Genomic DNA, 26,226 nt, shown 5'->3' with positions numbered 1-26,226 from the left:
GATAAAAGGAAGGTAGAGCCGATGAAACGTCTGTACATTACATTGCGGAGAACCAGATCCGTTTGTCCGCCATACTGACCAATAACGCCTGCAGACAACGGTTTATCGCACGCCCCGGCAACGAGGTCGACACGCCGTTACAGTGATCTCATCAATTCAAAGGAGATTCACTATGAAAACGCATTCTTTATCCATACACGCCCTGATTCTGATCGCCGTTGCCCTGAGCTGTTTTAATCCGATTAATGCAGCAGACTATGATAGTGAAGAGTTTCAGTTGGCCTATCAACAATACCTTGCCGTTTCGGGTGATGAAGGCGGTTCTGCAAAAAAATTGGCGCAACAGTGGCAAGACATTTATACCGACGATGTGAACGATCCGCTGGCGTTGGTGCTGCTCGGCAGCAGTCACACGCTCATGGGTCGCGATGCGTTGATGCCCTGGTCCAAAATGAATCATACCGAGAAAGGTCTCGATGAAATGTCGCTGGCCGTGCGTCTGCTTCAGGATCAACACAAAACCCAACTGTTTGAACAGATGCCGGTGTATCTGCACGTTAAAACCACTGCGGCGATTACCTTTTCTCAGGTGCCGGAATTTTTCGGTCGTCATGAAGACGGCTATTACCTGTTTGAAGATGTGTTGTCCGACCCTGTATTTTTAGCAATGCCTGCGCAAGCTCAGACCTATGTTTATTACTACGCCATTGCCGCCGCCTTACAAGTTGATAAATCTGAGCAGGCGGCGCAGTGGCAAATAGATCTGGCCGCGAAGGGTTTCTCCGATGAATACACCGCAGCCGCCGCTGAACTGGAGTGATGATCATGAGCACTTTAGTCGCGCGACATGTGTCTAAGTCGTATCTGTCTGGCGGTAAACCGATTAGCGTTCTGACTGACGCGAGTCTGTCCGTTGACGAAGGCCAGTTTGTGACGATTCTCGGTCCGTCCGGAAGTGGCAAAAGTACGCTGTTGAACATCTGCGGTTTGATCGAAACGCTTGATGGCGGCGAGCTGATCCATAAAAATACGGTGTTGAACAAGTTGACGCAGCGGCAACGGACTGACTACCGTCGTCAACATCTGGGTTTTATTTTTCAGAGTTTTAATCTGGTACCGGTGATGACGGTCGCGGATAACGTTGCCTACCCGTTGATGCTGCTTGACTGGTCTGAAGCCGATAAAAAACAACGGGTACGTGAAGTACTGAAGCAGGTTGGGTTGTCGGATTTCGCCGACAAAAAGCCAGAACAGTTGTCAGGTGGTCAATCGCAACGGGTCGCCGTCGCACGCGCGCTGGTAAAACGTCCGAGCATTATTATTGCTGATGAGCCCACTGCCAGCCTGGACGCTGAGACGGCGACGCAGGTGATAGAGCAGATGAAAGCACTGGCGACTGAACAGGGTACCGCGTGTTTGATCGCGACACATGATCCGCGCTTGTTACCGTACAGTGATTCTGTCCTTCACGTCGATCACGGTCTCATCGTTCGCGAATCGGTGACTGTTAAACCGGTGTCAGAGAACCACATTACCTTGGGGGAACTGTCATGAAATGGATTCTATTAGCCTGGCAGAATTTAGGTCGTAACCGACGTCGTACCTTAGCGACCTTGTTGCTTATCGCCATGGGTGTAACCGGTATTATGACCACGACCGGTTTCGCTCTGTATACCTATGAGTCGTTGCAGGAATTTGCTATGCGCGAAAATGGCCAATTGATTCTCAGTCATCCAGATTTTTTTGAACGTGAAGAAGAGTTTCCTTTGCAATTGGGTGTGGCGGACAGTGATGACATCCGCGCGACGTTGTTAAAAGATCTGAATGTCAGCTACGTGCTTCCCTCGATCGAATTTAACGGATTAATCAGTAATGGTGAAAAGACCACCATTTTTATGGGGCGGGGTGTCGATACCGATTTGCCTAAAGTCATGGGACCGGCGTTAAACATCGTCGATGGTCGCGCCCTGAGTCTGCGACCCGATCCAGCACAGGATTACGAAGTGATCTTAGGGCAGGGGCTGGCTGAGTCTATGCAAGCGTCGATCGGCTCTGGGTTAACCTTGATGTCCACCACATCCGATGGCGCGTTGAATGCTATTGACGTGATTGTGCAGGGCATCGTTGCCACCGGTATTCCAGAAATGGATGCTCGCTACCTGATGGTTCACAATAGCTCAGCGCAGTTTCTGTTAGACACGGACAACGTCAGTCAGTTGAGTATCTATCTGCGTAACAGTGATCTGCAGAGTGATTACCAGCAGCGCTTGACGGATGAGTTCCCACATCTGCTGGTTACGCCTTGGCAAGATCGTGCCTTCTTTTACCGCTCGGTAAAAAATCTCTATGATCGGATTTTCGGTGTCATGGGCGTCGTCATACTGATCATGGTGCTGTTCGCCATTTTCAATACCAGTGCCATGAGTGTGATGGAGCGCATTCGGGAGATTGGCACATTGGGTGCTCTGGGAACCCGGCGCAGTGAAATTATTCGCTTGTTCCTGTTGGAAGCCTCATTGCTGGGTGGTCTCGGAACCCTGCTGGGGTATGGTTTAAGCGGCATATTAACGATAGCCCTTACCGTGTTTGATGTCCAAATGCCCGCGCCACCAGGACAAACGGAAGGCTACCCGTTGCAGGTGTACTTTTCAGGTGAAGTGGCCTTGTGGGCGCTGTTTGGCGTGGTTGTTATCAGTATGCTGGCCAGTGCGCTGGCCGTACGTAAAGGCACTCAACTGACTGTCGCGGAGGCACTACGATATGCGTAATGTAACGAAATTTGCCCTGTTATTATTAACGGCAACAGCCTCCGTGAGTCTTTGGGCCGACACACTGTCCGCGTTGGATGTCTTGGACAGTATGCGCACTCAGGATGACACCGTGAAAGTCACTACTCGAATTGAAGTGTACGAACAGGGGGTTATGCAGCGGCAGTCGGTGATGGACGTTTATGTTGCCGACCAGCGCCGTTCGCTGGCTGTGTATCGGTCTGAACGTGAAGCAGGACAAAAAGTCCTGATGATCGATGATAAGTTTTGGTTATTTCTTCCCTCCTCAAAGCGTGCCATGCGAATTACCGCCATGCAGAAGATGATGGGCGAAGCCAGTGTTGGGGATGTCGCGTCATTGGATTGGTCAACGGACTACCGAATTGAATCTCAGATGACGGACGCCGATGAAATCAAGCTGGATCTGATCGCTGCCCGCAAAGGGCTGAGTTATAGTCAGGTGACTCTGTGGGTGAACGCGGTTAACTTTCATCCATTACGAGCAGATTTTTATCTGAAGTCTGGTAAGCTTGCTAAACAAGCCTCATTTGTTGTTAGCCAAACCGAAAACAACCGTTGGCAAGTGAGCAGTATGGCACTGCAGGATCGGGTTCAGAAAGATCAGACCACCATCATTTATTATGATGCGGTTGAGCCGCTGACTATGCAGGATAAGTGGTTTACGCCCAATTTTTTACTTCGGGAAACACCTTGATATGGACTCTAGTTCAGCCGACCAAACACAGGGTTTCTGGCACGCCTATGTCTCTAACCCAAAGAGCCTGCTAATGCTGGTGGTGGTGTGTTGTGTCATTGCCTTCATCACAAATCTGTTAAACCAGCTGGGTATGATCACCAATATCGGCTTCAGTTTCTGTTTTGGATTTCCCATTTCCATGATCGAAACGTTCCTGCGGACACGCAGGCAACCGTTACCGGATTGGGCGATCAATCTTATTTCTTTAGTCGTGGGTAGCTTGTTTGGTACCAGTTGTATTTACGGCTATATCGTTTATGTGGGCATAGTACCGTTTGGCTTTTTTGGTCGGTTGTTTTTTGTAAATTTAGGTGTGGCCTTTGCGTTCAGCGCCGCTGCTTTTTACTTTTTCTGGTTTCGCTATCGCAATCAAACGTTAACTTTGGCATTGCGAGATCAACAACTAAAAGCGGCGGAATTGGAAAATCTCAAACAGCAAGCGGAAAACCGTTTATTGCAAAGTCAGATGGAACCACACTTCCTGTTTAATACTCTGGCGAATATTCAAAGCTTAATCGACATTGACCCGACACTTGCCAAAGGGATGGTGGCAGACCTCAGTCATATGTTGCGCGCTTCGTTAAAAAATTCCAGTCAGGATCAATGCAGTATCGATCAGGAGCTGGCTTTGGTCCGTGCTTATCTTGCCATTCAACAAGTGCGTATTGGTGATCGTTTGCAGGTGATTGAGTCGATTGATACCGCTGTGTTGCCGGTATCGATACCACCAATGATCATTCAGCCCGTTATTGAAAACGCGATTAAACACGGCGTTGAAAAGTCTGTCGGCACGTCCACTATTCAATTAAGTATTCAGCAACATGGCAATGCCCTTGAGATAGACGTGACAGACAACTGTGCAAGCAAGCACACTACGCAAAGTGGGTTGGGTATCAGTCTAAAAAATATCCGCCAGCGCTTGGATAACCGGTACGGCGATGCCGCGCGTTTAAATAGCGAGGCAACAGAGCACGGCTGGCGAACGCTCATTGAAATTCCACTGCCGGATAAACAGGAGGCGCAATGACCACTGTCATTATTGCCGATGACGAACCCTTGTTGCGGTTTCATTTACAGAAAGCGCTGGCCGAAGTCTGGCCGGAGGCAGAAGTCATTGCTCAGGCCGCTAATGGTGATGAAGCTTGGTCACTCATTGCGCAGCTGAAACCCGACGTTGTGTTTCTGGATATTCACATGCCCGGACTGTCCGGGCTGGAAGTGGCACTGCACATGAGCCAGGCCGATTTTCAGTGCCAGATCGTGTTCCTGACCGCGTTCGATGAGTACGCCATCCAGGCATTCGATCGTGGGGCCGTGGATTATCTGTTAAAACCTCTGGACGAAAAGCGTCTGGCGCAAACCGTGCAGCGAATTGAAGAACGCCACATTGAGAAACCGGCCCAGTCACCCGAAGTGGAAATGTTGTTAGACCTGGTGGGGGCGCATCGGGGACATCAACATCTGACCTGGCTGAATGCGCAGAAAGGCGAAGCTATAAAAGTCGTCCACGTCGACGATGTGCTGTATTTACGGGCCGAAGATAAATACACCACACTGGTCAGTGCTGAAGGGGAGTTTCTGCTACGGTTGAGTATTAAACAACTGGAAGAGCAGTTGGATTCGACTATTTTCTGGCGCATTCATCGCAGTACCTTGGTGAATATCAAGCATGTCGACCGGGTGGAAAAGAACCTGAGCGGCCAATGCCTGCTGTATCTTCGGGATGTCAAAAAGCCACTGATGGTCAGCCGCGCGAAGCAACATCTGTTTAAAGCTCATTAAGAGTCTTCATGGGTGTTGCAGCAGCATTCACATCGGGCAGATTCTCATTTTATTGATCTGGATTCTGGAAAAAGTCATGTCACACGATACTCTGAAATGATAATCATGTACTTGGAGGATTGTGATGGCAATTGTGTGGAGTTCAGAATTAGAAATCGGTATTCCGGTAATCGATGCGCAACATCAGCGGATTGTGGAATACATCAACACCTTGGCCCAAGTGCAGAAAACCAAGAGCCAGAAAGAACTGTTGTCATTACTGGATGAGTTGGTGGATTACACCCTGTCACACTTTGCCTTCGAAGAAAGCCTCATGGAAGAGGCTGGCTACCCTTTCACCAACGCTCATAAAAAGGTTCATCAGTTGTTTGCCAAGCGGGTGGTCAGTTTCCAGCAACGTGCCAAGGTCGGTGAAAATATTACTGAAGAGCTTATGCATGTACTTAAGGCGTGGTTGGTGAATCATATCAAGCGGGATGATCACGATTATTCTGATGTGGTGAAAGCGAATATGGCCGAGGCGACGAAACGGGCCAAGGCCAGAAAGGGTTCGTGGATTGCCCGTTTATTTCATGCGTAACTCATATCTCAGCCGGATATGATTGTTGCCATTACTTGACAGAATAGCCAGAAGAGCATGTTATGAAAATACAATGGTCAACGGATTATGAATTGGGTATCGGTGTGATCGATGCCCAACATAAACGCATCGTAGAGTACATCAATGATGTGCATGACATCGCTGAAAACCGCGGTGGGCGTGAAGAGATTGATAAAGTGTTGCACTTGCTGGTGGATTATACTCTGTCCCATTTTGCCTTCGAAGAGGCCTTGCTGGAGGAGTCCGGATATGCTGAACTGCCTGAACATCAGGTCACGCACAGGATGTTTGAAAAGCAGATTCAGGTGTTACAGGAGCGGTTCGCAAACGGTGACGATGTTGCCATTGAGTTGGCCGATGTGCTACAGGATTGGCTGTTAAAGCACATAATGACTGATGATCAGAGTTATCGGGCGACGGTAAAAAACCGCTTTCTGAACAGCACGCCGGAAAAACACGCGAGCTGGATAAAGCGGGCCACTAAGCGTTTTTTTAGCTGATGGCCCGTGACGCAAATCGTTACAACGTTTTCCACAGTGTGTTGAAAATAGTTAAATGTGTGTTGGCGATCGTGGGCGATTGGATGACCACGGCAGTGGGTAAATCACCGTCGCTGAGTGAGATCAGTGCGACCTTCGGTGGGTAAATCGCAATGTAAGAGCCCGCATTTTCACTCGATTTTTCATCGATCCACTTTCGATTCGCCAGAGGCGCTTCCTCGCCTCCTTCCCCAATAGCTATTACCCGTACATTGATGTCCAGCTTTACCCGTTGGCGGGTGTAATTTGGAAATGGACGGTATAGGTGTTTGCGGATCGCTTTCGCCGAATAAACGCTATAAGTGCGATCTTCCTGTTCACTGACGGTCGACAGTATATCCTTCAGGACGAGTTCAATCCCATCATCACCTTCGTAGTAATGCACATCTGCATTACCGGTAATCGGGCGCAGGTGCGATAACTGCGGGATTACTTTTTCTTCCAGTAATTCCATCGCTTCGGAGACCTGATTCTGGTGATTCAGGGCCAGTTCTTTTAGCCGGCTGGGCGGCTCGGCGCTGAAATGGCGCCGTTTACCTTTGGGGAAGTAGCTGACTACTCCTTTTTGCTGCATGCGTTTAAGTAGCTCGTGCGTTGTGCCCCGGTTTATACCGGCGCGATCGGCAATATCGCGGATGGACGCAGGCCCGGACTCCAGAAGTGCAAGATAAATACGGGTTTCCCTAGGTTCCAATCCAAAAACGCGCAAAACTTCAGCGGTATTCATTGGCTATCCCTTGGTGCAATTTCGAACACATCACTGATCATATGTTGCGACTGAAAGCCATGCTCGCAAAGTGTGTCGAGCACGGTGTAGACCATTTCCGGCGAACCGCAGGTAACAGCGTGACACTGTGCGATATCTTCATGGTCGGCAAGAATGGAATGAACCAGCATCTGGTTTTTATCCTGCCAGTGACCCTGCTCGGAGATTAGCATGGCGGTATGGATGTGTGCATTCTGCTCAGCCCAGAGTTCGGCCTTTTCCAACATATAAAGCTGGCTCAGTTTATAACTGGTCCAGTAGATATAGGTTGGACGCTGCGAATGCTGATGCAGCAAGTCTTCCACGATGGCTTTTACCTGGCTGAATCCGGTCCCTGAAGCGATCAGCAGCAGCGGTTTTTCACTTTCTGGCAGGCTTCTTAGTACGCAACGACCTGCTGCAGGTGCCAGTGCGACAGCGTCCGTTTGCTGGAGATGTTTGATCAGTCGGTTGTTGGTGTCGGAACCGCATTGTATGTGCAGTTCTATGCAAGGCGAATGAGGTGCGGAAGCGATGGTAAAGAATAAGAATTCGAAACCGTCGATCACCAGTTCGGTGTATTGGCCTGCTGCATAAAGGTAAGGTTCAATGGGTTTTAATCGGACCTGCCAGACATCGCCACTGAGCGCTTTGATGTCGTGTACAGTCGCTTGCGTGTTGGTTGCCAAGTCGGCGTCTCCACAATAAATTGGTCAATGTCCATGGACATTTTACGCTTTATCGATCAGAACGCCATAACCTGGCCCCATATGATGAGAATTAGTCTCAAATATAATGATCAGCTGGCCAGAACCTGAAAGTCTTTCGGTTCGTTACCGTGAAACGTGACTTCCACCTGGCTCTGCTCGCTGATTTGTTTTAGCTGCGGCCATTGCAACGCAAGAATGTCAGTGACATACGGGTTGGTGGCTTTTAGCCGGGTTTTTCGTACGTCTTTTGGCGTCCGGTAGATATGCCACAGATGATAGATATCGATCAGTACAATAAAGCCATTCAACACGGCCACCGGCCAGGCATGGATCACCAGCCCATAGGTTGAAAAAATAGCCGCACCTACCAAGTTGATCCAACGTAGGGGGATGATGTTCGACATCATTAACGATAACGCGATCAGTACGGAACCCGCGTAACCGTATATTTCGACCAGTGGCATGATTTACTCTCTTGTTGACCAATAGGTCAGGAATTATAGCGAGGAAAAAAAAAATTCCAACACTGTCTGATCATCTAATGAAAAATAGTGTTGGAATAATAAGTTGACAGTGTGGTTAGATTTTAAGCTGGTTCAGCAAACTCGCCATTTTTTCCTGCACCACAGGGTCTTTTTCAATGGGGCGGCCCCATTCCCGATCGGTTTCTCCAGGCCATTTGTTGGTTGCGTCCATCCCCATTTTTGATCCCAGACCAGAAATCGGGCTGGCGAAATCAAGGTAATCGATTGGGGTGTTGTCTATCAGCGTGGTGTCCCGTGCTGGATCCATGCGGGTGGTCATCGCCCATATCACATCTTGCCAATCGCGGGCATTGATGTCGTCGTCAACCACAATCACAAACTTGGTGTACATGAATTGCCGCAGAAATGACCAAGTTCCCATCATGACCCGCTTCGCGTGACCGGCGTATTGCTTTTTCATGCTGACTACGGCGATCCGGTAGGAACAGCCCTCCGGCGGCAGGTAGAAGTCAACAATTTCCGGAAACTGCTTCTGCAAAATAGGGACAAACACCTCGTTTAACGCTACCCCTAGAATAGCCGGTTCATCGGGTGGCCGTCCGGTATAGGTACTGTGGTAAATCGGGTTGTGTCGATGCGTCATGCATTCCACTGTGAACACAGGGAAATTGTCGACCTCATTATAGTAGCCGGTGTGATCGCCATAGGGTCCTTCTGGTGCCATTTCACCAGGGTAGAGAAATCCCTCAAGGACAATTTCAGCACTGGCTGGCACCATCAGATCGTGGCTTTGGCATTTGACCAGTTCGGTTCGGCTGTCACGCAGCAGTCCGGCAAAGGCATACTCGGACAATGAATCTGGAACTGGGGTCACAGCACCTAAAATCGTGGCGGGATCTGCGCCTAACGCAACCGCGATAGGGAAGGGCTCACCTGGATGCTTCTGCTGCCAGGCCTGAAAATCCAGCGCACCGCCACGATGCGATAGCCAACGCATGATCAGTTTGTTTTTTCCAATACGCTGTTGACGGTATATTCCGAGATTGGTGCGACCGCCATCGGGTCCCTGTGTGATGACCAGTGGCCAGGTGACCAACGGGGCCGCATCACCTGGCCAGCAGGTCCAGATTGGCAGTTTTTCCAGATCAACATCGGCCCCGGTGACTATGTTTTCCTGGCACGGCGCTTTACGCAACACTTTAGGCGCCATACTGATCACTTTTTTCAGAAGTGGGGCTTTATCCCAGGCGTCTTTTAAACCTTTCGGCGGATCGGGCTCTTTCAGGTAGGCCAGTAGTTTGCCGATTTCGCGTAGTTCGGAAACCGTGCTTGCCCCCATACCCATGGCGACGCGTTCCGGCGTACCGAATAAGTTGCCCAGCACCGGCATGTCGTAGCCGATCGGGTTTTCAAACAACAGCGCGGGTCCCTGCTTACGCAGTACCTGATCGCAGAGTTCTGTCATTTCCAAATGTGGATCGACCGGTTGGGTGACTCGAATCAGTTCACCTGCTTTTTCCAAACCAGCGATAAAGTCGCGTAAGTCAGTGTATTTCATGTCAATGCCGTCAGGAGATGTGTGGTTAGAGTTGTTTTACCGAGATAAACATAGACTCGCGTGACTGGCCAGTCTCCGCCAGTTTGTCCAGATATTCTTGCCATAGCGCCTGCTTGTTGTCACCGAGTGAACGCAAGTAAGTCCAGTCGTATAAGCCGCTGTCATGTCCATCATCAAAGATAATTTTTAGAGCGTAACGACCAGCTGGCTCCAGCCCAGATATGCTGACGTTCTTCTTCCCGGTTTGCAGTATGGATTGCCCAATGCCGTGGCCACGTACTTCAGCCGAAGGTGAGTGCACCCGCAGAAACTCAGCCGATAACTCATGTGCGAGCGCGTCTGACCAAGTCAGCGTTAACAATCGTGCTTCACGATTATAATGAATAGATTTAGGCGCGGTTTGCATCTATCGATGTCCGAAAGCAAGTTGGTTCACTATGTTAGCAAAAGAATGGTCGGTTCTCTAAACCGGCATTGTAATTTCAATGCCAAAACCGGGTTCCGATGGCAGCAGGGTCAACTCCCCGGCCAGCTTCTGTCTGACCAAATTATAAACAATGGACATGCCCAACCCGGTGCCGCCGCGCGCCCGGGCCGTCGTGTAGAAGGGTTCGAAAATATGTTCCCGGCAATCCGTTGTCAATCCGATACCATTGTCCTGGTAGGTAATGATGATGGCATTGTTCTGTCGGCGTGCGTACAAGCAGATGCGTTTATGGTCCTGGCCTTTAAATCCATGGGTAATGCTGTTGGTAATGAGGTTGGTCAGGATCTGAGCATGGGCTCCGGGAAATGTATCTACTTCAATGTCGGGGGCAATGTGAACTTCGGAACCGACACCATTTTGTTTTAACAAAGGCGTTAATGTTGCCAGTACCTGTTGGAAGTAGTCATTCAGGTTAATGTTTTCTTTGACGTCTGAGTGCTGGTCAACAGCGGTTTTTTTAAAATTATTGATCAGGTTTTTAGCACGCTGAAGGTTGTCGCTCACTAATGGGAGCGCTTCGCTGAACAATTGGACAAAGTTAGACATCTGCGACTTTGACAGTTGTTGTGTCTGCAGCGCCAGTACGAGTTGATTAAAGCTATCCTGCAATAGGCTTTGGCCGGTGATCGCAACCCCTAAGGGAGTATTCACCTCGTGCGCTATGCTGGCCACTAAATTGCCCAGCGAGGCAATTTTTTCAGACTCAATGAGCTGATCCTGAGTCTTTTGCAGTTGATTGAGCGTGGTATTCAGATCAGCTGTCCGTTCAGCCACTTTTTGTTCGAGAGTCGCATTGAGGCTCAGCAGTTGCTTCTCATACTCAACTCGCTCTAATTCGGCGGCGATTCGACCGGAGAATATTTCGAATAAAGTTTGGGTTTGTTCTGCATTGATAAGGGGGGTTGCGTAAAGCGCCACAATAATGCCGATGACATTGCCTCTTGCACCGATTAGCGGCGTGCCTAAATAGGCTTCAATGTTCATGTCGATCAATAACTGATCTTGCGGGAACAAATGCGTGACGTTTTTAGGGTACAGGCACACAGCATTGTCGGCGACATTAGCACACGGCGTGTGTTCCAGAGAATATTCAATATTGTCGACCAGCTTGCCATTGGCGACCAGCGCGATGGTTTCAGAGACATAACGATCAATGTCCAGGCGGGCGACAAAGGTATAGGTTGCGCCGACAACTTTGGCCAAACTGAGTGTAATCGACGAGAAAAAATCGGCGCCACGGGTATTGGAAACGCCCTCAATGATGCTGCGCAGATGTTGATCCATATCGCCTCAGTCAGGAACTTGGTTTCTCAATGCCACCAATTCATCAAATGAATCGACAAGAACGGTAACCAGCTCTGGGTCAAATTTCTTGCCGCGTTCCTGTTCGATAAATGCCAAAATTTCGTGGTCAGGCCAGGGCGCCTTGTAGCTACGCTTGGCGCCTAGCGCATCGAATACGTCGGCTATTGCCATAATCCGGGCTTCCAATGGAATGTCGGTGCCTTTTAAACCGTCCGGATAGCCACTGCCATCCCAGTTTTCATGGTGCCAACGCGCCAACCTGGCGCCAAGGCGGGCAACGGGTAAATTCGATTTTTCTAAGATGGTGCCACCAGCTGCGGCGTGGGTTTTCATGATCTCCCATTCGTCGGCATCCAATTTCCCGGGCTTGTGTAAGATGGTTTCCGGAATGGCGATTTTACCGATGTCGTGTAGCGGCGCAGCGATCTTGATTGCGCTGATAAATTCACTGGGTTGATTCAGTTTACGGGCAAAGAATTCACACAACATGGCAACCCGCTTTACGTGACTGCCGGTTTCCAGACTGCGCGCTTCGATGGCGTCTCCGACAATGTACATCAATTCCTTTTGGCTGGTTTCCAGTTGAATCTGGCGAGACAGGTTTTCAAAAATTAGCACCGCCTGAGTGGCGAATATTTCGACAATGTTGGCGCGGAAATGGGTGGGATCATCGTTAAATTCCACATACAAAACCGAACCGGAGTCTTTCCCGGTCGCAAAATAACCGGCAAAGTCAACGTCGGTGACTATCGTGCTTCTGTTGGTAAACGCCAGCTCAATTTTCTGGCGAACCGCGTCGGGGACCTGATCCAAGTCTGTCATTTCTGACTGGGCAAACTGACCGCTGCAGGCGATAACCTTTTCGTCGATGTCAGAAAAAAAGTTCTTCTGCCGGCGGGTGATATAGAGTGATGAGCTATCCATATTAAGGATGCTCAGCAGCCCTTTAAACGTCGATGAGGCCAGTTCATTTAAATTGTCTTCTTTGAGCAGGCTGGCCGATGTGTCGATCAATTTACGGAAGGCACTCAAGCTACGCGCAATGGTGGTGATGTCGCGGTACCCACGAACTGCGTTAAACACGCAGGTTGCCAGGCTCTGTGCGGTCAGATCGGTCTTTGATCGATAGTCATTGATGTCATACTTGCGGATGACTTCGGATTCCGGCGCCATACCCGCTTGACCTGTGCGCAAAATCAGCCGTATTTCATTGTTGTTATGGGTATTGCGTATCCATTCGACGAGCTCAAGTCCTGCGTTCTGCGTTTCCATCACAACATCGACAAACGCCATGCAAAAAGTGGTTTCGCCTTCGGTTAGCAGTTTCTTGGCTTCGGCTGCCGTGTAAGCTGAGTGAATTTTAAGTGGCTGGTCAAACACTTCCAGACGATTCAGGGTCAGACGGGTAACATCATGGACACTGGGTTCATCATCGACAACTAACACGTGCCAGGGCTCTTGCGGCTCCATGCTGGCCGCTTTGGGAGTCGGTTCTTCTTCGTTGAAGAGGAAATCGGTCATGAATACTTCTGCCTAGTTTGTCAGAGTTAAACTATGGCACAGACCCGCGCGTTTTCCAGTTATTTGTCTTCTGAAGCCAGGTTGACCGAGCTAGTTCGGGTTGACATACAGGGATTCAGTAGAAGAAAGCCCACATATGTAGGCTTAAAGGTGTTTGACGTGTGAGTTCGTTACAATATGAAGCGACTCAGGTCTTCATTTTGAGCGAGTGCACCGAGCGATTTCTCGACGTAGGCGGCGTCAATCATTTGCTTTTCGCCACTGCGTTCACTGGCGCTGTAGGAAATCTCCTCGAACAGCCGCTCCATGATGGTGTGCAAGCGCCGCGCGCCAATGTTCTCTGTGCTTTCGTTGACGTGATAGGCCGTATTAGCGATGGCTTCAATGGCATCCTCGGTGAACTCAACGTTCAGTTCTTCGGCCTGCATCAGCGCTTTATACTGTTCGGTAATGCTGTAGTCGGGCTCGGTTAAGATTCGCTTGAAGTCGTTCGGCGTCAGAGCGTTGAGATTTACCCGAATGGGCAGCCGACCCTGTAATTCCGGAATCAGATCACTGGGTTTTGAGAAATGAAACGCGCCACTGCCGATAAACAGTATGTGGTCGGTTTTGATCATGCCATATTTGGTGCTGACCGTACTGCCTTCAATGAGCGGTAGCAGATCCCGCTGCACGCCTTCGCGACTGACATCACCACCACCGCGGTTGTCATTTTTCGCAATTTTATCAATCTCATCGATGAAGACGATGCCGTTTTGCTCCACCGCTTGCAGGGCGCGTTGCTTGAGCTCATCTTCGTTGACCATATGCGCGGCTTCTTCGTCTGCCAGTAGTTTCAATGCTTCCTTGATTTTGACCTTACGCTTTTTCGTTTTCTGATTGCCCATATTGGAAAACATGCTCTGCAACTGGCTGGTCATTTCTTCCATACCAGGAGGCGCCATGATTTCAACGCCGACCTTGGGTTCGGCAACCTGAATTTCAATTTCTTTGTCATCCAGTTCACCTTGGCGCAGTTTCTTACGGAAAACCTGGCGGGTAGATGAGTTGGATTCTGTGGTTTCGTCACCACCTCTGGCCTGAGGCAGTAATATGTCCAGAATTCGGTCTTCGGCGGCGTCCTCTGCGCGCGGCCGAACGGCGTTCATTTCGTGTTCGCGGAACAGTTTAATGCCCGTTTCCACCAGATCACGGACAATAGACTCAACATCTCGTCCAACATAGCCTACTTCCGTAAACTTGGTGGCTTCCACCTTAATAAAGGGCGCATTAGCCAACTTGGCCAATCGCCGGGCGATTTCGGTTTTACCGACACCCGTGGGGCCGATCATCAGAATATTCTTTGGCGTGATTTCATCACGCATACGTTCGTCAAGCTGCATACGGCGCCAGCGGTTACGCAGCGCGATGGCGACCGCACGCTTGGCCTCATCCTGACCAATAATAAATTTGTCCAATTCATGCACGATTTCACGTGGCGTCATGGTTGACATATAAAACCTCGTTACAAATTAAGTATGGAAAACGCCTGCTGCGTTTTCCTTAAAGGGTTTCAATCACCGCGTTATGGTTGGTGAACACGCAAATGTCAGCGGCCAGTTCCAGTGATTTTTCGGCGATTGTTCTTGCGTCCAATTCGGTGTTTTCGAATAGCGCCCGGGCAGCGGCGAATGCATAGTTACCACCGGAACCAATTGCGACCACGCCGTGTTCGGGTTCTACGACATCGCCGGTTCCGGAGATCAATAGGGAGGTTTCGCTGTCGGCGACGATCAGCATAGCTTCCAGACGACGCAAAGCTCTGTCCGTGCGCCACTCTTTCGCCAATTCGACGGCGGATCGGGTGAGGTGCCCGCTGTGTTGCTGTAAATGAGATTCGAATTTTTCAAAAAGCGTAAATGCATCTGCGGTACCGCCGGCGAAACCTGCGATAACTTTGTCATGATAAAGTCGACGGACTTTACGCGCGTTACCTTTCATGACGGTGTTACCGAGTGAGACTTGTCCGTCGCCGGCAACGACGACCTGGTTATCGCGGCGGACCGCAACAATAGTTGTCATAGTTGACTTGCCTGTAAATGAGTTCAGCAAGTTATGTGGGGTTTGGCAAAGGAAATGCAAGAGTGCCGGCCGTGCCGAAAGTCAGTAAATAGTGATCGACGCTTCTGGGCGCCAAACGAAACACATAAAAAAGGCCTGCAACAGGCAGGCCTTTTTAGGATTCGTCTGGGCAAATTACTGGGCTTTTACCAGCGGCTTGTAGTTCAGTTCCGCCAGAATATCCTGCGCCTTGTTCAAACTGGGACGGTGTTCAAACGGCCCCACCATGACGCGGTGATAGGTTCCTTTGCCAGCGACATCGACCGAGACGATCTCTGTATTGGGTAAACCATTCAGGATCAATTGGGCCCGTACCTTATCCGCATCGGCGACATTACTGAACGACGCGACTTGAATAATCCAGCTATTGGCTTTGCTGGTTGTCGTACTGGGTTGTCCGGAAACGGTTGATGACGTTGTGCCGGACGTCGTCGAAACCGGTTTGTCACCGGGCAGATCTACAGAAACTTCATCGTTTTCCAGCAGTTCATAAAACTCGAACGCTTTCTTCATGGTTTCGGCTTTGGCTTTCAGGTCTTCAATAGTCTCGTGTTGCTCTGGTTCGACCTTAGGCGCTGTGGTTTTCGGCGTGGATTCCGTCAACGCAATACTCAGTTGTTCCCGAACGGCTTCAGCCCCTCCCGTTTCGCCTGGCACCTGACTCAGGTAATAGAGGAAACCAACAAAACCGATGGCCACCACCGAGGTGAAATACCACACCCAGCGAGGGATGTGGCTACCTTCCGGTTGACGTGGTTTATGAGCAAAATCTCGTGACATGGTAATTTCCGTTTACATGGTTTCCGGTGCTGAAACACCCAGTAACGCCAGACCATTCGCGAGAACCTGGGCGACAGCCTTAGACAACACCAAACGGGCGTTGCGTACGTCTTCCTCGTCTACCAGCATTTTATTGCTGTTGTAATAACTGTGGAACAGACCCGCCAGGTCTTTCAAATACGTTGCAATCATGGCAGGTTCCAGATTGTCCGCGGCGGCTTTCACGGTATCCGGGTAGCGGCGCAGTTGCGTCATCAATTCACGCTCAGCATCCAGATCGAGTTTACCCAGCGCGGCCAGCCCAGCCTCGGTATTGAAACTGAGACCCTGTTCGGCCACCTTGGCGAGTACGCCGAATACCCGAGCGTGCGCGTACTGAATGTAGTACACCGGGTTCTCATTGCTCTTTGAAGTTGCCAGATCGATATCGAAAACGATCTGCGCGTCAGCCCGACGGGAAATCAGGAAATAGCGGGTCGCGTCGCGTCCGGCTTCTTCAATCAGTTCACGCATCGTGACGTAAGAACCGGCACGCTTGGATATTTTGACTTCTTCGCCATCGCGCATGACACGAATCATCTGGTACAGCGAATAGTCTGGGAAGCCTTCAGGAATGCCTTCTTTGAGGGCCTGCAAACCCGCGCGCACTCGGGTAACGGTGCTGTGGTGGTCCGAGCCCTGAACATTAATGACCCGGTCAAAGCCGCGCTCGAATTTGTTCTTGTGATAGGCCACGTCCGGCAGGAAATAGGTGTAGCCACCGTCTTTTTTACGCATGACACGGTCTTTATCATCGCCGAATTCGGTGGTTTTCAGCCACATTGCACCGCCGTCTTCATAGGTGTAACCGTTTTCGACCAGCTGTTTCACGGTGGCGTCGACCAAACCGTCGGAATACAGGCTGGATTCGAGAAAGTAAACATCGAAATGTACGTCGAACGCTTTCAGATCAAGATCCTGCTCATGGCGCAAGTAAGCAATGGCAAATTCGCGAATGGCGTCGAAGTCTTCCGCATCAGCCGCGGCCGTCACTTCCCGGTCATCAGCGCGAACGGTTTCGCCGGCCATATAAGCCTTGGCCAGTTCGATGATGTATTCACCGCGGTAGCCATCAGCTGGCCAGCTTTCGTCATCGGGGGTCAAGCCCTGTATCCGGGATTGCACGGACACCGCGAGGTTGTTGATCTGGGCGCCAGCGTCGTTGTAATAAAATTCTCGTGTGGGCTGCCAACCATTGGCGCTTAGCAGACGACACAGGGAATCGCCGAGCGCCGCATTACGGCCATGACCTACGTGCAGCGGTCCGGTTGGGTTGGCGGAGACAAACTCGACCTGAACTTTTTTTCTTTCACCGGAATTGTTGGTACCAAATTGTGAACCGGCGGAGAGAATGTCTGCGACGATTTCAGCGCTCGACTCACCTGCCAGATAAAAATTAATAAAACCGGGACCGGCGATTTCGACTTTGCTGACCACGTCATTGTCGGGCAGCGCGGCGATGAGTTTTTCGGCTACGGCACGAGGGTTGGATTGACAAGGTTTCGCTAACGTCAGGGCTAAATTGCTTGCAAGATCGCCGTGCGATTTATCGCGGGTATTGTCGACCATAACGCGGATTGCGTGCTCGGTCGGGATAAATCCCTCTGCTTTTAATTGGTTGGCGGCGGCTTCGAGCAAGTGTGCAATTTGCTGCTTCATGAAAACGATGTCTCCGGAACGGGAAATATGATGTAAGAAAGGCGGCATTATCCATATTTTACCGACAATTAGCCACTGTACTGCCCTCCGGGCGCAGGTGATTAGTGGATTAGGCCAGGTCGGCGGGATCTATATCGATATGCCAGCTAACCTGCTTGGCGTCACGTGGGTAGTGTTGATGCAATGGCGTTAAGGTTTCATGCAGCAAACTGCGTTTGCTTGCCTGAACAATCAGCATGAAGCGATGCTTGCCTGCGCGCCTTGACAGCAGCGCCGGCAGCGGACCCAGCACCCGCACTTTGCCGGTCTGCATCAGGTAAGAGGCCATTTCCTGTAGCAGCTGTTCCGCGCGTTCGGCAAAGGCGCTGTCGCAACGGATGACGGCAATGAAACCAAACGGAGGCAGACCCGTTTTCTTGCGCTCTTGCAGCAAGTCTGCAGCAAAACTCCGATAGTCGTGACGCAGTAAAGGGGTAAACAACGGATTTTCCGGGTAGTGAGTTTGAATAAGAACTTCACCACGTAATTCTCCGCGACCAGAACGCCCCGCTACCTGCGTGAGCAGTTGACCCATGCGCTCACGGGCGCGCAGGTCGGCACTGAACAGGCCAACATCTATATCCCAGATGCAGACCAACGTGACCCGCTCAAAGTGATGGCCTTTGGCCAGCATCTGAGTACCCAGAATGAGTGCGGCACCCTGATCTTCGGTCTTTTGTAGCTGTTTCTCGAATTTCAGCCGAGTACTGGCGGCATCTCGGTCGAAACGGATAACCGGAATGCCCGGAAACAGGTCGACCAACATTTCTTCAGCACGCTCAGTGCCGGTCCCCATCGCTGCAATCCGCTGGCTTTGGCAGTTCGGGCATTGTCTGACCGGCACCTCACGGTGGCCACAGTGGTGACAGATGTTGGCAAACTGTTGTCGGTGATGAGTGAGATGAGCATCGCAAAACACGCAGTCGGCAATCCAGCCGCAATCATCGCAATACCAGGAGGGGGCATAACCGCGCCGGTTCAGAAACACCAAGACCTGATTGTTATCATCTAGATGTTGCTTTATTCGCAAAAGTAGCCGTTCCGATAAGCCGTGACGATGACGCTGTTTGCGCATGTCAATGGTTTCCACGGTTGGCATCTCTTGCCCTGCGGCACGAGCTTTCAGTTGCAGGTGGCCGAATCGCCCGGAAATAGCATTGTGAAGCGTTTCCAGTGATGGGGTCGCTGAGCCGAGCAGAATCGGGATGTTGTTCAGCTGCGCCCGTTTCAGGGCAACATCCCGGGCTTGGTAACGCAGGGTATCCTGCTGTTTATAGGAAAGATCATGTTCTTCATCGACTACGATCAGTCCTAGGTTTGGAATTGGCGTTAAGACAGCTGAGCGGGTGCCAATGACAATAGCAGCCTGTCCCAGTCTGGCTCTTAACCAAGCCTGTAAGCGCTGTTTATCGGACAGACCGGAATGCAAAGCGACCAGTTCATCTTTAAAGCGGCGCTGAAATCTCGCCAATGTTTGAGGGGTTAAACCGATTTCCGGTACCAAAACCAGCGCTCGTTGACCTTTACGCAGACAATGTTCAATGGCCTGCAAATAAATTTCAGTTTTTCCGCTGCCGGTCACGCCTTCCAGTAAAAACGGAGCAAACTGGTTCTGCGAAACTTGCTGTAGAGCGATCCTTTGTTCGTCGTTGAGGGTCAACGCAGGCTCAACCAGTTCTCCGCTCGGCGTTAAGGATTGTTCATTTCGTTGGTCTCTGCGCTTGATGAGCTGCTTCTTTTCTAACGCGGCCAACTCAGCTGACCCATAGCCTAATTGCTTAATATGCGTCAGTGATGCCGTTTTCAGAATCTGCAATTGCGTCATCAACTGTTGCTGCTTTATCGAACGTTTCAGCTGAAGTGGGTCAACGGCTTCTCCCTGTACGGTGAGTTGGATCCATGTTTCTGCGGGCAGTTGGGCCATGTCGCCCTTGCGCAGCAAACCAGGCAAAGCCAGCAAGAAACTGCTGCTGTATTCATGTAAATAGTAGCGGCTCATCCAGTTGGCCAGGCTCAGAATGTCACTACTGAGTTGCGGATGATCGTCGAGTACTTGTGCGATGGGTTTCAGTTTTTCCGAGTTCAGATCCGCATCTGCGGGTTCATCCACAACCAGACCAACCAGGGTTCGAGATCCCAATGGCACCCTCACCCGGGTCCCCGCCGGCACAGGACTGTGACAGATATAGCTTAGGGGGCCGCTAAACGGGCCGGGCACAGCAACTTGAATTCGATGAACGGTGTCGTTAAACAGGCTTGTCAATTGGTTGGACTCTGGTATTATTGCGCTCCCAATTTTTGGGGGCCAGTGAACGCCTATTGTGCCCTCAAAGTGAATGTTCCGTCAAAGCGCGGTGCCAGACACAAGATCTGGTAGCGGCGTGACTTGAGGTAATGACTATGCAAGCTGATATCCATCCTAAGTATGAAGAACTTACTGCGACCTGTTCTTGCGGTAATGTGATCAAGACTAAATCTACCCGTGCTGGCGAAATGCACTTGGACGTATGTTCTGCGTGCCACCCGTTCTATACTGGTAAGCAGAAGACTGTTGATGCTGGTGGTCGAATCGATAAGTTCAAAACTCGTTTCGGTGCTCGTACGCTTAAGAAGTAAGCTCTCGACGAATTCTCTTAAAAGCCCGGTTTACCGGGCTTTTTTGTGCCCGCAGAATGGTCAGTAAGGTTTAAATGCTATCGCGTCGTTGCTGTTTCATTAATGTTTCTACTTTCATCCGGCTGAACGGGGATGCAGGGTAAATATCGAGTACCGCCTGATGTGCTTTGATGGCCGCATCGATCTGACCCAATTTCTCAAACATAAGACCCAAACCGGACCAAGCACCAAAATGGCGGGGCTCCAGTGCGATGGTTTGTTCAATGTCAGCAAAGGATTGGCTAAAGTTTCCCATTATATAGTGCAATGTGGCGCGCTTGTTCCAGGCCTCTGCGTACTTTGGTGTGGTTTCGATCAGCTCATCCAGCAGAACCAGCGCGAGAGTCAGTTCTCCTTGATTCATCGCTCGCACTGCCGAAGCTAGCTGCTCGGTGGCGGTATCTGTCGGGCCTTGTAGCCAGGTCTGCCAGATGTCTTCTTCAATATTGGCTGCCTGAGTCGATGTTTCGGCAGCTTTCAATTGATCGAACAACTGATCTAACGTCGCAGCATTCAATGGCAGGCTCAAACCAGCCAGAAAGATTATGATCATAAACATTCTGATCATCCGCTGCCTACTCCGTGTTGCCAATACAGGAATATTCGTTGTCTCGGGCAAATCGGATTCATCGCCAGAGCGGAGAATTAGCCACACAATAGTAGATGTTATTTTCAGAACCTCGACATTATGTCGCAAAAGCAACACAGCAGTGCCTAAATGTCGATATCCACTGGTTGAGTAAGGGTAATTCCGGCGCTATGCTACAGAGCACTTCATTCCTATAACAATAATTGGAAATCACCATGTCAGATACTCTTAAGCAAGATGCACTCGCTTACCATGCCGACCCTAAGCCCGGCAAACTCAGTATTGAATTAACCACCCCGGCTGAAACTTCCCGCCACCTGTCATTAGCCTACAGCCCGGGTGTCGCTGCTCCTGTGCGTGCTATCGCTGAAAATCCGGAAGATGCGTTCAAATACACCATCAAAGGTAATCTGGTGGGGGTGATTTCCAATGGCTCGGCCATTTTGGGATTGGGTGACCTCGGTAGCTTGGCCAGTAAGCCGGTGATGGAAGGAAAAGCCCTGTTGTTCAAGCGCTTTGCCAATGTTGATGCAATCGACATAGAAGTTGACTCATCAGATATCAATGAGATTGTACGTACTGTTGAATTGATTGCCGAAACCTTTGGCGGCATTAACCTGGAAGATATTAAAGCGCCAGAATGTTTTGAAATTGAGCGCCGCCTCATTGAATCCTGTAATATCCCCATTTTCCATGACGATCAGCACGGTACCGCCATCGTGACCGTGGCCGGTATGCTGAATGCACTGGATGTTCAGGGCAAGAAAGTAGACGAAGCTAAGTTGGTTTGTCTGGGGGCGGGTGCCGCTGCCATCTCCTGTTCCCGATTGCTGGTTGCCGCGGGCATGAAAAAAGAAAATATCGTCATGCTGGATCGTAAAGGCGTAATCTTCAACGGCCGCGAGGGTGTGAACCAATATAAAGCAGAGTTTGCCAACGACGTCACCCGCGCGCGAACTCTGGAAGAAGCTATTGTCGGTGCAGACTGTTTCTTAGGCTTATCCGGTCCGGACCAGTTGTCTGTGGATATGCTGAAATCGATGGCGGACAAGCCCATTGTCTTTGCCTGCTCAAATCCCGATCCGGAAATCAGCCCGGAACTGGCTTTGGCGGCTCGTGATGATGTCATTATGGCCACCGGTCGCTCCGATTACCCAAATCAGGTAAATAATGTATTGGGCTTCCCATTTATTTTCCGTGGCGCGTTGGATGTGCGTGCGACCAAGATCAATGAAGAGATGAAACTTGCAGCGGCTTATGCCATTCGAGACTTGGCAAAAGAAGAGGTTTTGGAGGAAGTCGTTGCCGCCTATGATGGTGAAGCGTTCGCTTTCGGTAAGGAATACATTATCCCTAAACCTTTGGATCCGCGTTTATTGAATCGCGTTGCCGGTGCCGTGGCCCGTGCGGCAGTCGACACGGGTGTTGCGCGAATTGCATTGCCTGAACAATACAAAGTTTAAAGAGCAGGACAATTCGCTCTGTTTAAGGTCACCATTGTGGTGGCCTTTTTTGTGTCTGATCGATCCATGCAGCGCTTTCTCAGGACTGTCCAGTCTGTCAAAAACGGAGTTATGAAATACCCGAATTTCGCTAAAAACGCAGGAAAATGGTAAATTCGTGGTCTATGCTACTCAGGAACAGTGTTCCAGGCTCGAAGTAACCGGCTTTGCGGTGGTAGGATTTCGCAATCGGATAGGGTGCCTGTTCACGAGCCCAAAGTTAGGCGACAATCGTAAGATTCAGCCATTGAGCAAGCTGCAAAGATGACGATGACGAAAGAGCACGTTAAGGATATTCCACAAACGGCATTCTGGTTAATTCACCCAGATCCGACTCAAGCTGCGGTGCACCTAGCATTGCAGTGGTTGGCATTTGTCTATCCGGCCAGTGAACTGCAGATTGATCGTACCTTACAGCAGGCTCTCCCCTACGCGGATGCGGATTTGTCGTCGCGATGGTCTCAGTTCCTTGATGAAGAAGACGTCAACGAGCATGTCGATGCCCTGAATTGGATCGCCAAAACCTTATCCACGGAACAAATTCCTTTTCTGGTTGAAACCTGCTGGCGTTTGCTGTTGGTCGATCATGAGTTACCAACTCACGTGCCGCTGGCCTTGCGTATTCTCGGGCAAATTCTGTCCATTCCCGAAGAGACCATTCTCCGGTTGGGTGAGACCGTGTTTCGAGAATACCTCGACGAAGACGAAAACAGAAACCGGGCTCCTTTGTTGCCGGTAGACCCTCGTTATCTGGATCGGGTTGAATGGCGTCTGTATGGTCATACGGCTACACAACGTATCAATGTTGTGAAAGAAGGCAAACGCAAATCTCGCAGCCCGGCAGGTTATATTGGTTTTATGCTGGGAACGGTATTTGGTGGGCTATTGGTGGCAGGATTGGTTTTTGGTCCGTTGCAGTTGGGGCGGGTCACAGTGCCCATCATGTTACACGACGGTTTGCTGCTGGAGAGTAATAATGGTGTGCCAACTATCGTGAACACAGAACCCGAGACGCAGCCGGACAGTATTGCCGGATCTACTGAGCCTCCGGTTACCGTCGTAGACTCTGGCAACGAATCACAACCCGTCGTTGACGAAGTGAATGCGCCAGTAACTTCTGCATCAGTAGTTGACAGTGCAACGCCAAAACCTGACCAAGAACCTTCGGCAACCGCAGTTTCCCAGTCAGTGACTGAAGCGGAGTCTGAACGGGTTTTGATGGAAGTGTCTGCATCGATACTCAATGTGCGGCGGTCGCCGACAGTCGACAGTGATGTCGTAATTAAGTTAGCCACTGGCGCACGCGTCTGGGCATATCCGCAGCAGGCTTCGGGTTTGTGGATGATGGTTAAGGTAGAAGGCGAAACAGGTTACGCCAGTGCTCGGTTTCTGCGCGAAGTTCAGTAAGGCGCGCTCGTTTCGCTGTCGAAATCCACGACAATGATGTCGTCAATGATGGGTAGAAAATCGCCTTTCAGTCGGTCATGGTCTGGGTGTGGTAAATATGCATCCCGGGCCTGTTTATCCGTAAATGTCATCAGAATACACAGATCGAAATCACGGTTGAGCCCTTCCGGGCTGTGATTAAACCCCCATTCCACGCTGATCAGTCCGTCAAAAAAATCCGGTGCCTGGGTAAAGGCCTGGCGCGCCTTGACCAGAGCATCTGGGCTGACATCGGCTTTTGTCTTTACCAGTAACATGTGTCTGAGCATCAGGCGGGTAACTCAATTTCAACGTTTAATGCCTTTAACTGCTGCGATGCATGGTGTCGATAGCGATCGCGAACACTGCTGCCTTTGGGTTTTTCCAGATAGTAGGCGATCTGTTGTGCCTGAATAGGTGCAACCCCAAGCGATGTAAGTTGTTCCACTAAGGCTTCTTCCGCGCCGAAGTCCGGCTCTGGCAGAGCCACGGGTTGCTCAATGGTAAAGGTTTCGCCGGCCGCCAAACGCTCAATCAACGACAAATAGGCGCTCTGGAAGGCAGGTCTGGAGACCCTTTCAGATTCTGAACGAAGGTTAAAATACCCGACTTCGCGGGCGGCGATCTGCACGCACGGGTGGCTCCATCGATGATCTGACGGGCGATGGCTGTGCCGGCACGCTTCCTGATACGCACTGGCCACATCCGGTAGCCCCAGGCTTTCCGGGGCTGGCTGGACAAGCTTCAGAAATTCCGCAATGGTTGGCGGCCAGGCGTGTTCCCGCTTGCATCGCTCAAGAGCCATCTCCACCAGATTAGCCGGAATACTGGCCAACGACAAAGCCCACTCGCGTTTCGCCTGGTTGAGTGTGGTTTCATCACCATAGGCACTTTCGAAGCGATGGGTGTAGATGTGATGGAAGCGCGCAAAAATCATATTGATCAGTACTTTTGTATCGTGATCAAGTGTGGCGCGGTTACCAGTCAGTGTCCTGGATATTTCGGAGGGCGTCCCGGACTTTTGATCTCTTTGTGCGAGAAGCGTCTGCAGGCTCACCATTTGTCGCGGTTTGTCGGTCATGTCGGCCTTTTGAATTCAATGAGTCATGCCAGGCGCGTTGTACCCAATTCAGGAAACGCACGTCCCAGCTGATTTCGGTTCGATCCGTTGCCGCATAATATTGCCGGAATTTTGCCAACTCGGATAGGGCAAACTGCAGCGGGATATCGTGAAACGATAACAATTGTGGAAAATCTTCGGTAGGTTCCCAATCGGTGTGCATGCGCGTTTTGCGCGCTCTCTGTTTGCTGGCTTGGCTACTGGGTTTTAAATAAGCCAGGTCGTCATCAAACTGATTCCGCTTGCGGGCATCGTTCATGGCGTACACGGGAATTGGCTCAGCCTTGGGTGGCGGCGGTTGGTAATTCACAGTGGATGTCGGTTCGTTTTTTTCCAAAGGTTGCACATTGCCAGCATCGGGCAGCTCACAACGAATGAGCCATGGGTTCTGATTCTGAACCTCGATGACCCCTTGTGCGCTTAGTCGTTTTAATACAAGGCCAAATTGGCTGACGCTCCAGAACGGCAGAAACTGTTGGCGGTGCTGCTCACTGAAGGTGACCTGTGTTTGACCCTGCATCAATTGCATCTCTAGTAGAAGCTGCACAAGCAATGCCTCTTCCAAGCCTAGAGTTTGAGCCAATATGGGTGAAACTGTGAGCATTTTTTCCAAGAGTTGTTCGTGTCCTGAGTTAGAAGTTCGTTTGAATTCAGCGTGCCATTCAAGTTCTATAGCTAGGCGTGTCTCGCAGTCAATGGTTGTTCCATTGCCAAGAGAAAGAACAACGCTAGAGAGCTTGAATGTCGCGCCCGAAGGGAGCTCATGGAAAGCACTACTACGGCGTTGCTCTTCTTGAAAAGATCTCGATATTCTCTTCAAAGAGCGCCTTGTACTAGCGTTTCCCAAACGCTCTGAAACTATACGAACTTCTGACCCAGGACACTAGTGTCCTGAGTTAGAAGTTCGTATGAATTCAGCGTGCCATTCAAGTTCTATAGCTAGGCGTGTCTCGCAGTCAATGGTTGTTCCATTGCCAAGAGACAGAACAACGCTAGAGAGCTTGCATGTCGCGCCCGAAGGGAGCTCATGGAAAACACTACTACGGCGTTGCTCTTCTTG

Annotated in this window: 27 protein-coding genes; 11 read left to right on the top strand and 16 right to left on the bottom strand. The window is 50.5% G+C overall.

Annotation, left to right across the window (positions count from 1 at the left end; translation table 11 throughout):
- Positions 1–172 precede the first annotated feature (172 nt).
- From IYN85_RS19375 to IYN85_RS19340, 8 genes are all read left to right on the top strand, one after another.
- Positions 173–820 (top strand): hypothetical protein, encoded by a 648-nt coding sequence (locus IYN85_RS19375; protein WP_196160600.1) that lies wholly within the window; start codon positions 173–175, stop codon positions 818–820.
- 5 nt (positions 821–825) lie between these two features.
- The gene (locus tag IYN85_RS19370; RefSeq protein ID WP_230390871.1) at positions 826–1,554 is read left to right on the top strand and encodes an ABC transporter ATP-binding protein; all 729 of its coding nucleotides are present in this window, start codon (positions 826–828) and stop codon (positions 1,552–1,554) included.
- A complete protein-coding gene (locus tag IYN85_RS19365; RefSeq protein ID WP_196160598.1) occupies positions 1,551–2,768 on the top strand; it encodes an FtsX-like permease family protein in 1,218 nt (405 codons plus the stop codon). The genes IYN85_RS19370 and IYN85_RS19365 overlap by 4 nt, the downstream gene beginning before the upstream one ends.
- A complete protein-coding gene (locus IYN85_RS19360) occupies positions 2,761–3,483 on the top strand; it encodes an outer membrane lipoprotein-sorting protein (RefSeq protein ID WP_196160597.1) in 723 nt (240 codons plus the stop codon). The genes IYN85_RS19365 and IYN85_RS19360 overlap by 8 nt, the downstream gene beginning before the upstream one ends.
- Position 3,484: 1 nt before the next feature.
- Positions 3,485–4,552, top strand: a complete 1,068-nt coding sequence (locus IYN85_RS19355) for a sensor histidine kinase (protein ID WP_196160596.1) — start codon at positions 3,485–3,487, stop codon at positions 4,550–4,552.
- Positions 4,549–5,307, top strand: coding sequence for a LytTR family DNA-binding domain-containing protein (locus tag IYN85_RS19350; RefSeq protein ID WP_196160595.1), 759 nt, complete (start codon positions 4,549–4,551; stop codon positions 5,305–5,307). Before IYN85_RS19355 ends, IYN85_RS19350 begins: the two co-directional genes overlap by 4 nt.
- A gap of 124 nt (positions 5,308–5,431) precedes the next feature.
- Complete coding sequence (locus IYN85_RS19345; protein WP_196160594.1) at positions 5,432–5,887, top strand: bacteriohemerythrin; 456 nt, start codon at positions 5,432–5,434, stop codon at positions 5,885–5,887.
- 62 nt (positions 5,888–5,949) lie between these two features.
- On the top strand, positions 5,950–6,408 hold the full coding sequence (locus IYN85_RS19340; protein WP_196160593.1) for a bacteriohemerythrin: 459 nt from the start codon (positions 5,950–5,952) through the stop codon (positions 6,406–6,408).
- Positions 6,409–6,427: 19 nt separating this feature from the next.
- Here the strand turns inward: IYN85_RS19340 and IYN85_RS19335 are convergent, their stop codons facing one another.
- The 12 genes from IYN85_RS19335 to IYN85_RS19280 form a co-directional block, all read right to left on the bottom strand.
- The gene (locus tag IYN85_RS19335) at positions 6,428–7,174 is read right to left on the bottom strand and encodes a TrmB family transcriptional regulator (protein WP_196160592.1); all 747 of its coding nucleotides are present in this window, start codon (positions 7,172–7,174) and stop codon (positions 6,428–6,430) included.
- Positions 7,171–7,881: an NAD(P)H-flavin reductase gene (locus IYN85_RS19330; protein WP_196160591.1), complete on the bottom strand. Its 711-nt coding sequence runs from the start codon at positions 7,879–7,881 to the stop codon at positions 7,171–7,173. Before IYN85_RS19330 ends, IYN85_RS19335 begins: the two co-directional genes overlap by 4 nt.
- 110 nt (positions 7,882–7,991) lie before the next feature.
- Positions 7,992–8,366: a hypothetical protein gene (locus tag IYN85_RS26000; RefSeq protein WP_230390870.1), complete on the bottom strand. Its 375-nt coding sequence runs from the start codon at positions 8,364–8,366 to the stop codon at positions 7,992–7,994.
- A gap of 115 nt (positions 8,367–8,481) precedes the next feature.
- On the bottom strand, positions 8,482–9,945 hold the full coding sequence (gene ubiD, locus IYN85_RS19320) for a 4-hydroxy-3-polyprenylbenzoate decarboxylase (RefSeq protein WP_196160590.1): 1,464 nt from the start codon (positions 9,943–9,945) through the stop codon (positions 8,482–8,484).
- Positions 9,946–9,970: 25 nt separating this feature from the next.
- Positions 9,971–10,351, bottom strand: a complete 381-nt coding sequence (locus tag IYN85_RS19315; protein ID WP_196160589.1) for a gamma-butyrobetaine hydroxylase-like domain-containing protein — start codon at positions 10,349–10,351, stop codon at positions 9,971–9,973.
- A gap of 57 nt (positions 10,352–10,408) precedes the next feature.
- Positions 10,409–11,716: an ATP-binding protein gene (locus IYN85_RS19310; protein ID WP_196160588.1), complete on the bottom strand. Its 1,308-nt coding sequence runs from the start codon at positions 11,714–11,716 to the stop codon at positions 10,409–10,411.
- A gap of 6 nt (positions 11,717–11,722) precedes the next feature.
- Entirely contained in the window at positions 11,723–13,258 is a 1,536-nt protein-coding gene (locus IYN85_RS19305) for an HD domain-containing phosphohydrolase (protein ID WP_196160587.1), read from the bottom strand.
- 170 nt (positions 13,259–13,428) lie between these two features.
- Positions 13,429–14,751, bottom strand: coding sequence for an ATP-dependent protease ATPase subunit HslU (gene hslU, locus IYN85_RS19300; RefSeq protein ID WP_196160586.1), 1,323 nt, complete (start codon positions 14,749–14,751; stop codon positions 13,429–13,431).
- Positions 14,752–14,800: 49 nt separating this feature from the next.
- Positions 14,801–15,319 carry an ATP-dependent protease subunit HslV gene (hslV, locus tag IYN85_RS19295; protein ID WP_196160585.1) on the bottom strand — a complete coding sequence of 173 codons (519 nt, stop codon included), beginning with the start codon at positions 15,317–15,319 and terminating at the stop codon, positions 14,801–14,803.
- Between the two features lie 174 nt (positions 15,320–15,493).
- Positions 15,494–16,138, bottom strand: coding sequence for an SPOR domain-containing protein (locus IYN85_RS19290; RefSeq protein WP_196160584.1), 645 nt, complete (start codon positions 16,136–16,138; stop codon positions 15,494–15,496).
- Between the two features lie 12 nt (positions 16,139–16,150).
- On the bottom strand, positions 16,151–17,836 hold the full coding sequence (gene argS, locus IYN85_RS19285) for an arginine--tRNA ligase (protein WP_196160583.1): 1,686 nt from the start codon (positions 17,834–17,836) through the stop codon (positions 16,151–16,153).
- 109 nt (positions 17,837–17,945) lie between these two features.
- Positions 17,946–20,138 (bottom strand): primosomal protein N', encoded by a 2,193-nt coding sequence (locus IYN85_RS19280; RefSeq protein WP_196160582.1) that lies wholly within the window; start codon positions 20,136–20,138, stop codon positions 17,946–17,948.
- Positions 20,139–20,275: 137 nt separating this feature from the next.
- On the opposite strand from IYN85_RS19280, the gene rpmE reads away from it, so the two are divergent.
- Positions 20,276–20,491, top strand: coding sequence for a 50S ribosomal protein L31 (rpmE, locus tag IYN85_RS19275; protein WP_196160581.1), 216 nt, complete (start codon positions 20,276–20,278; stop codon positions 20,489–20,491).
- 70 nt (positions 20,492–20,561) lie between these two features.
- Here the strand turns inward: rpmE and IYN85_RS19270 are convergent, their stop codons facing one another.
- Complete coding sequence (locus tag IYN85_RS19270) at positions 20,562–21,089, bottom strand: tetratricopeptide repeat protein (protein ID WP_196160580.1); 528 nt, start codon at positions 21,087–21,089, stop codon at positions 20,562–20,564.
- A 245-nt stretch (positions 21,090–21,334) separates the two neighbouring features.
- On the opposite strand from IYN85_RS19270, the gene IYN85_RS19265 reads away from it, so the two are divergent.
- Together IYN85_RS19265 and IYN85_RS19260 are read left to right on the top strand one after the other, a co-directional pair.
- On the top strand, positions 21,335–22,582 hold the full coding sequence (locus IYN85_RS19265) for a malic enzyme-like NAD(P)-binding protein (RefSeq protein WP_196160579.1): 1,248 nt from the start codon (positions 21,335–21,337) through the stop codon (positions 22,580–22,582).
- Between the two features lie 303 nt (positions 22,583–22,885).
- Positions 22,886–24,028, top strand: coding sequence for a hypothetical protein (locus IYN85_RS19260; RefSeq protein WP_196160578.1), 1,143 nt, complete (start codon positions 22,886–22,888; stop codon positions 24,026–24,028).
- On the opposite strand, the gene IYN85_RS19255 is transcribed toward IYN85_RS19260, so the two are convergent.
- The 3 genes from IYN85_RS19255 to IYN85_RS26505 are packed head-to-tail and all read right to left on the bottom strand — an operon-like array spanning position 24,022 to position 25,713.
- Positions 24,022–24,324: a Dabb family protein gene (locus IYN85_RS19255; RefSeq protein WP_230390869.1), complete on the bottom strand. Its 303-nt coding sequence runs from the start codon at positions 24,322–24,324 to the stop codon at positions 24,022–24,024. The genes IYN85_RS19260 and IYN85_RS19255 overlap by 7 nt on opposite strands.
- Positions 24,325–24,335: 11 nt before the next feature.
- On the bottom strand, positions 24,336–25,127 hold the full coding sequence (locus tag IYN85_RS19250; protein ID WP_196160576.1) for a replication protein P: 792 nt from the start codon (positions 25,125–25,127) through the stop codon (positions 24,336–24,338).
- Entirely contained in the window at positions 25,024–25,713 is a 690-nt protein-coding gene (locus IYN85_RS26505) for a DnaT-like ssDNA-binding domain-containing protein (protein ID WP_196160575.1), read from the bottom strand. Before IYN85_RS26505 ends, IYN85_RS19250 begins: the two co-directional genes overlap by 104 nt.
- Positions 25,714–26,226: the final 513 nt, after the last annotated feature.

This window comes from Reinekea sp. G2M2-21 (genome assembly GCF_015687175.1).
Classification (GTDB): Bacteria; Pseudomonadota; Gammaproteobacteria; order Pseudomonadales; family Natronospirillaceae; genus Reinekea.
The sequence above is the reverse complement of the archived record's forward strand: the minus strand, read 5'-3'. Positions and strand labels throughout refer to the sequence as shown.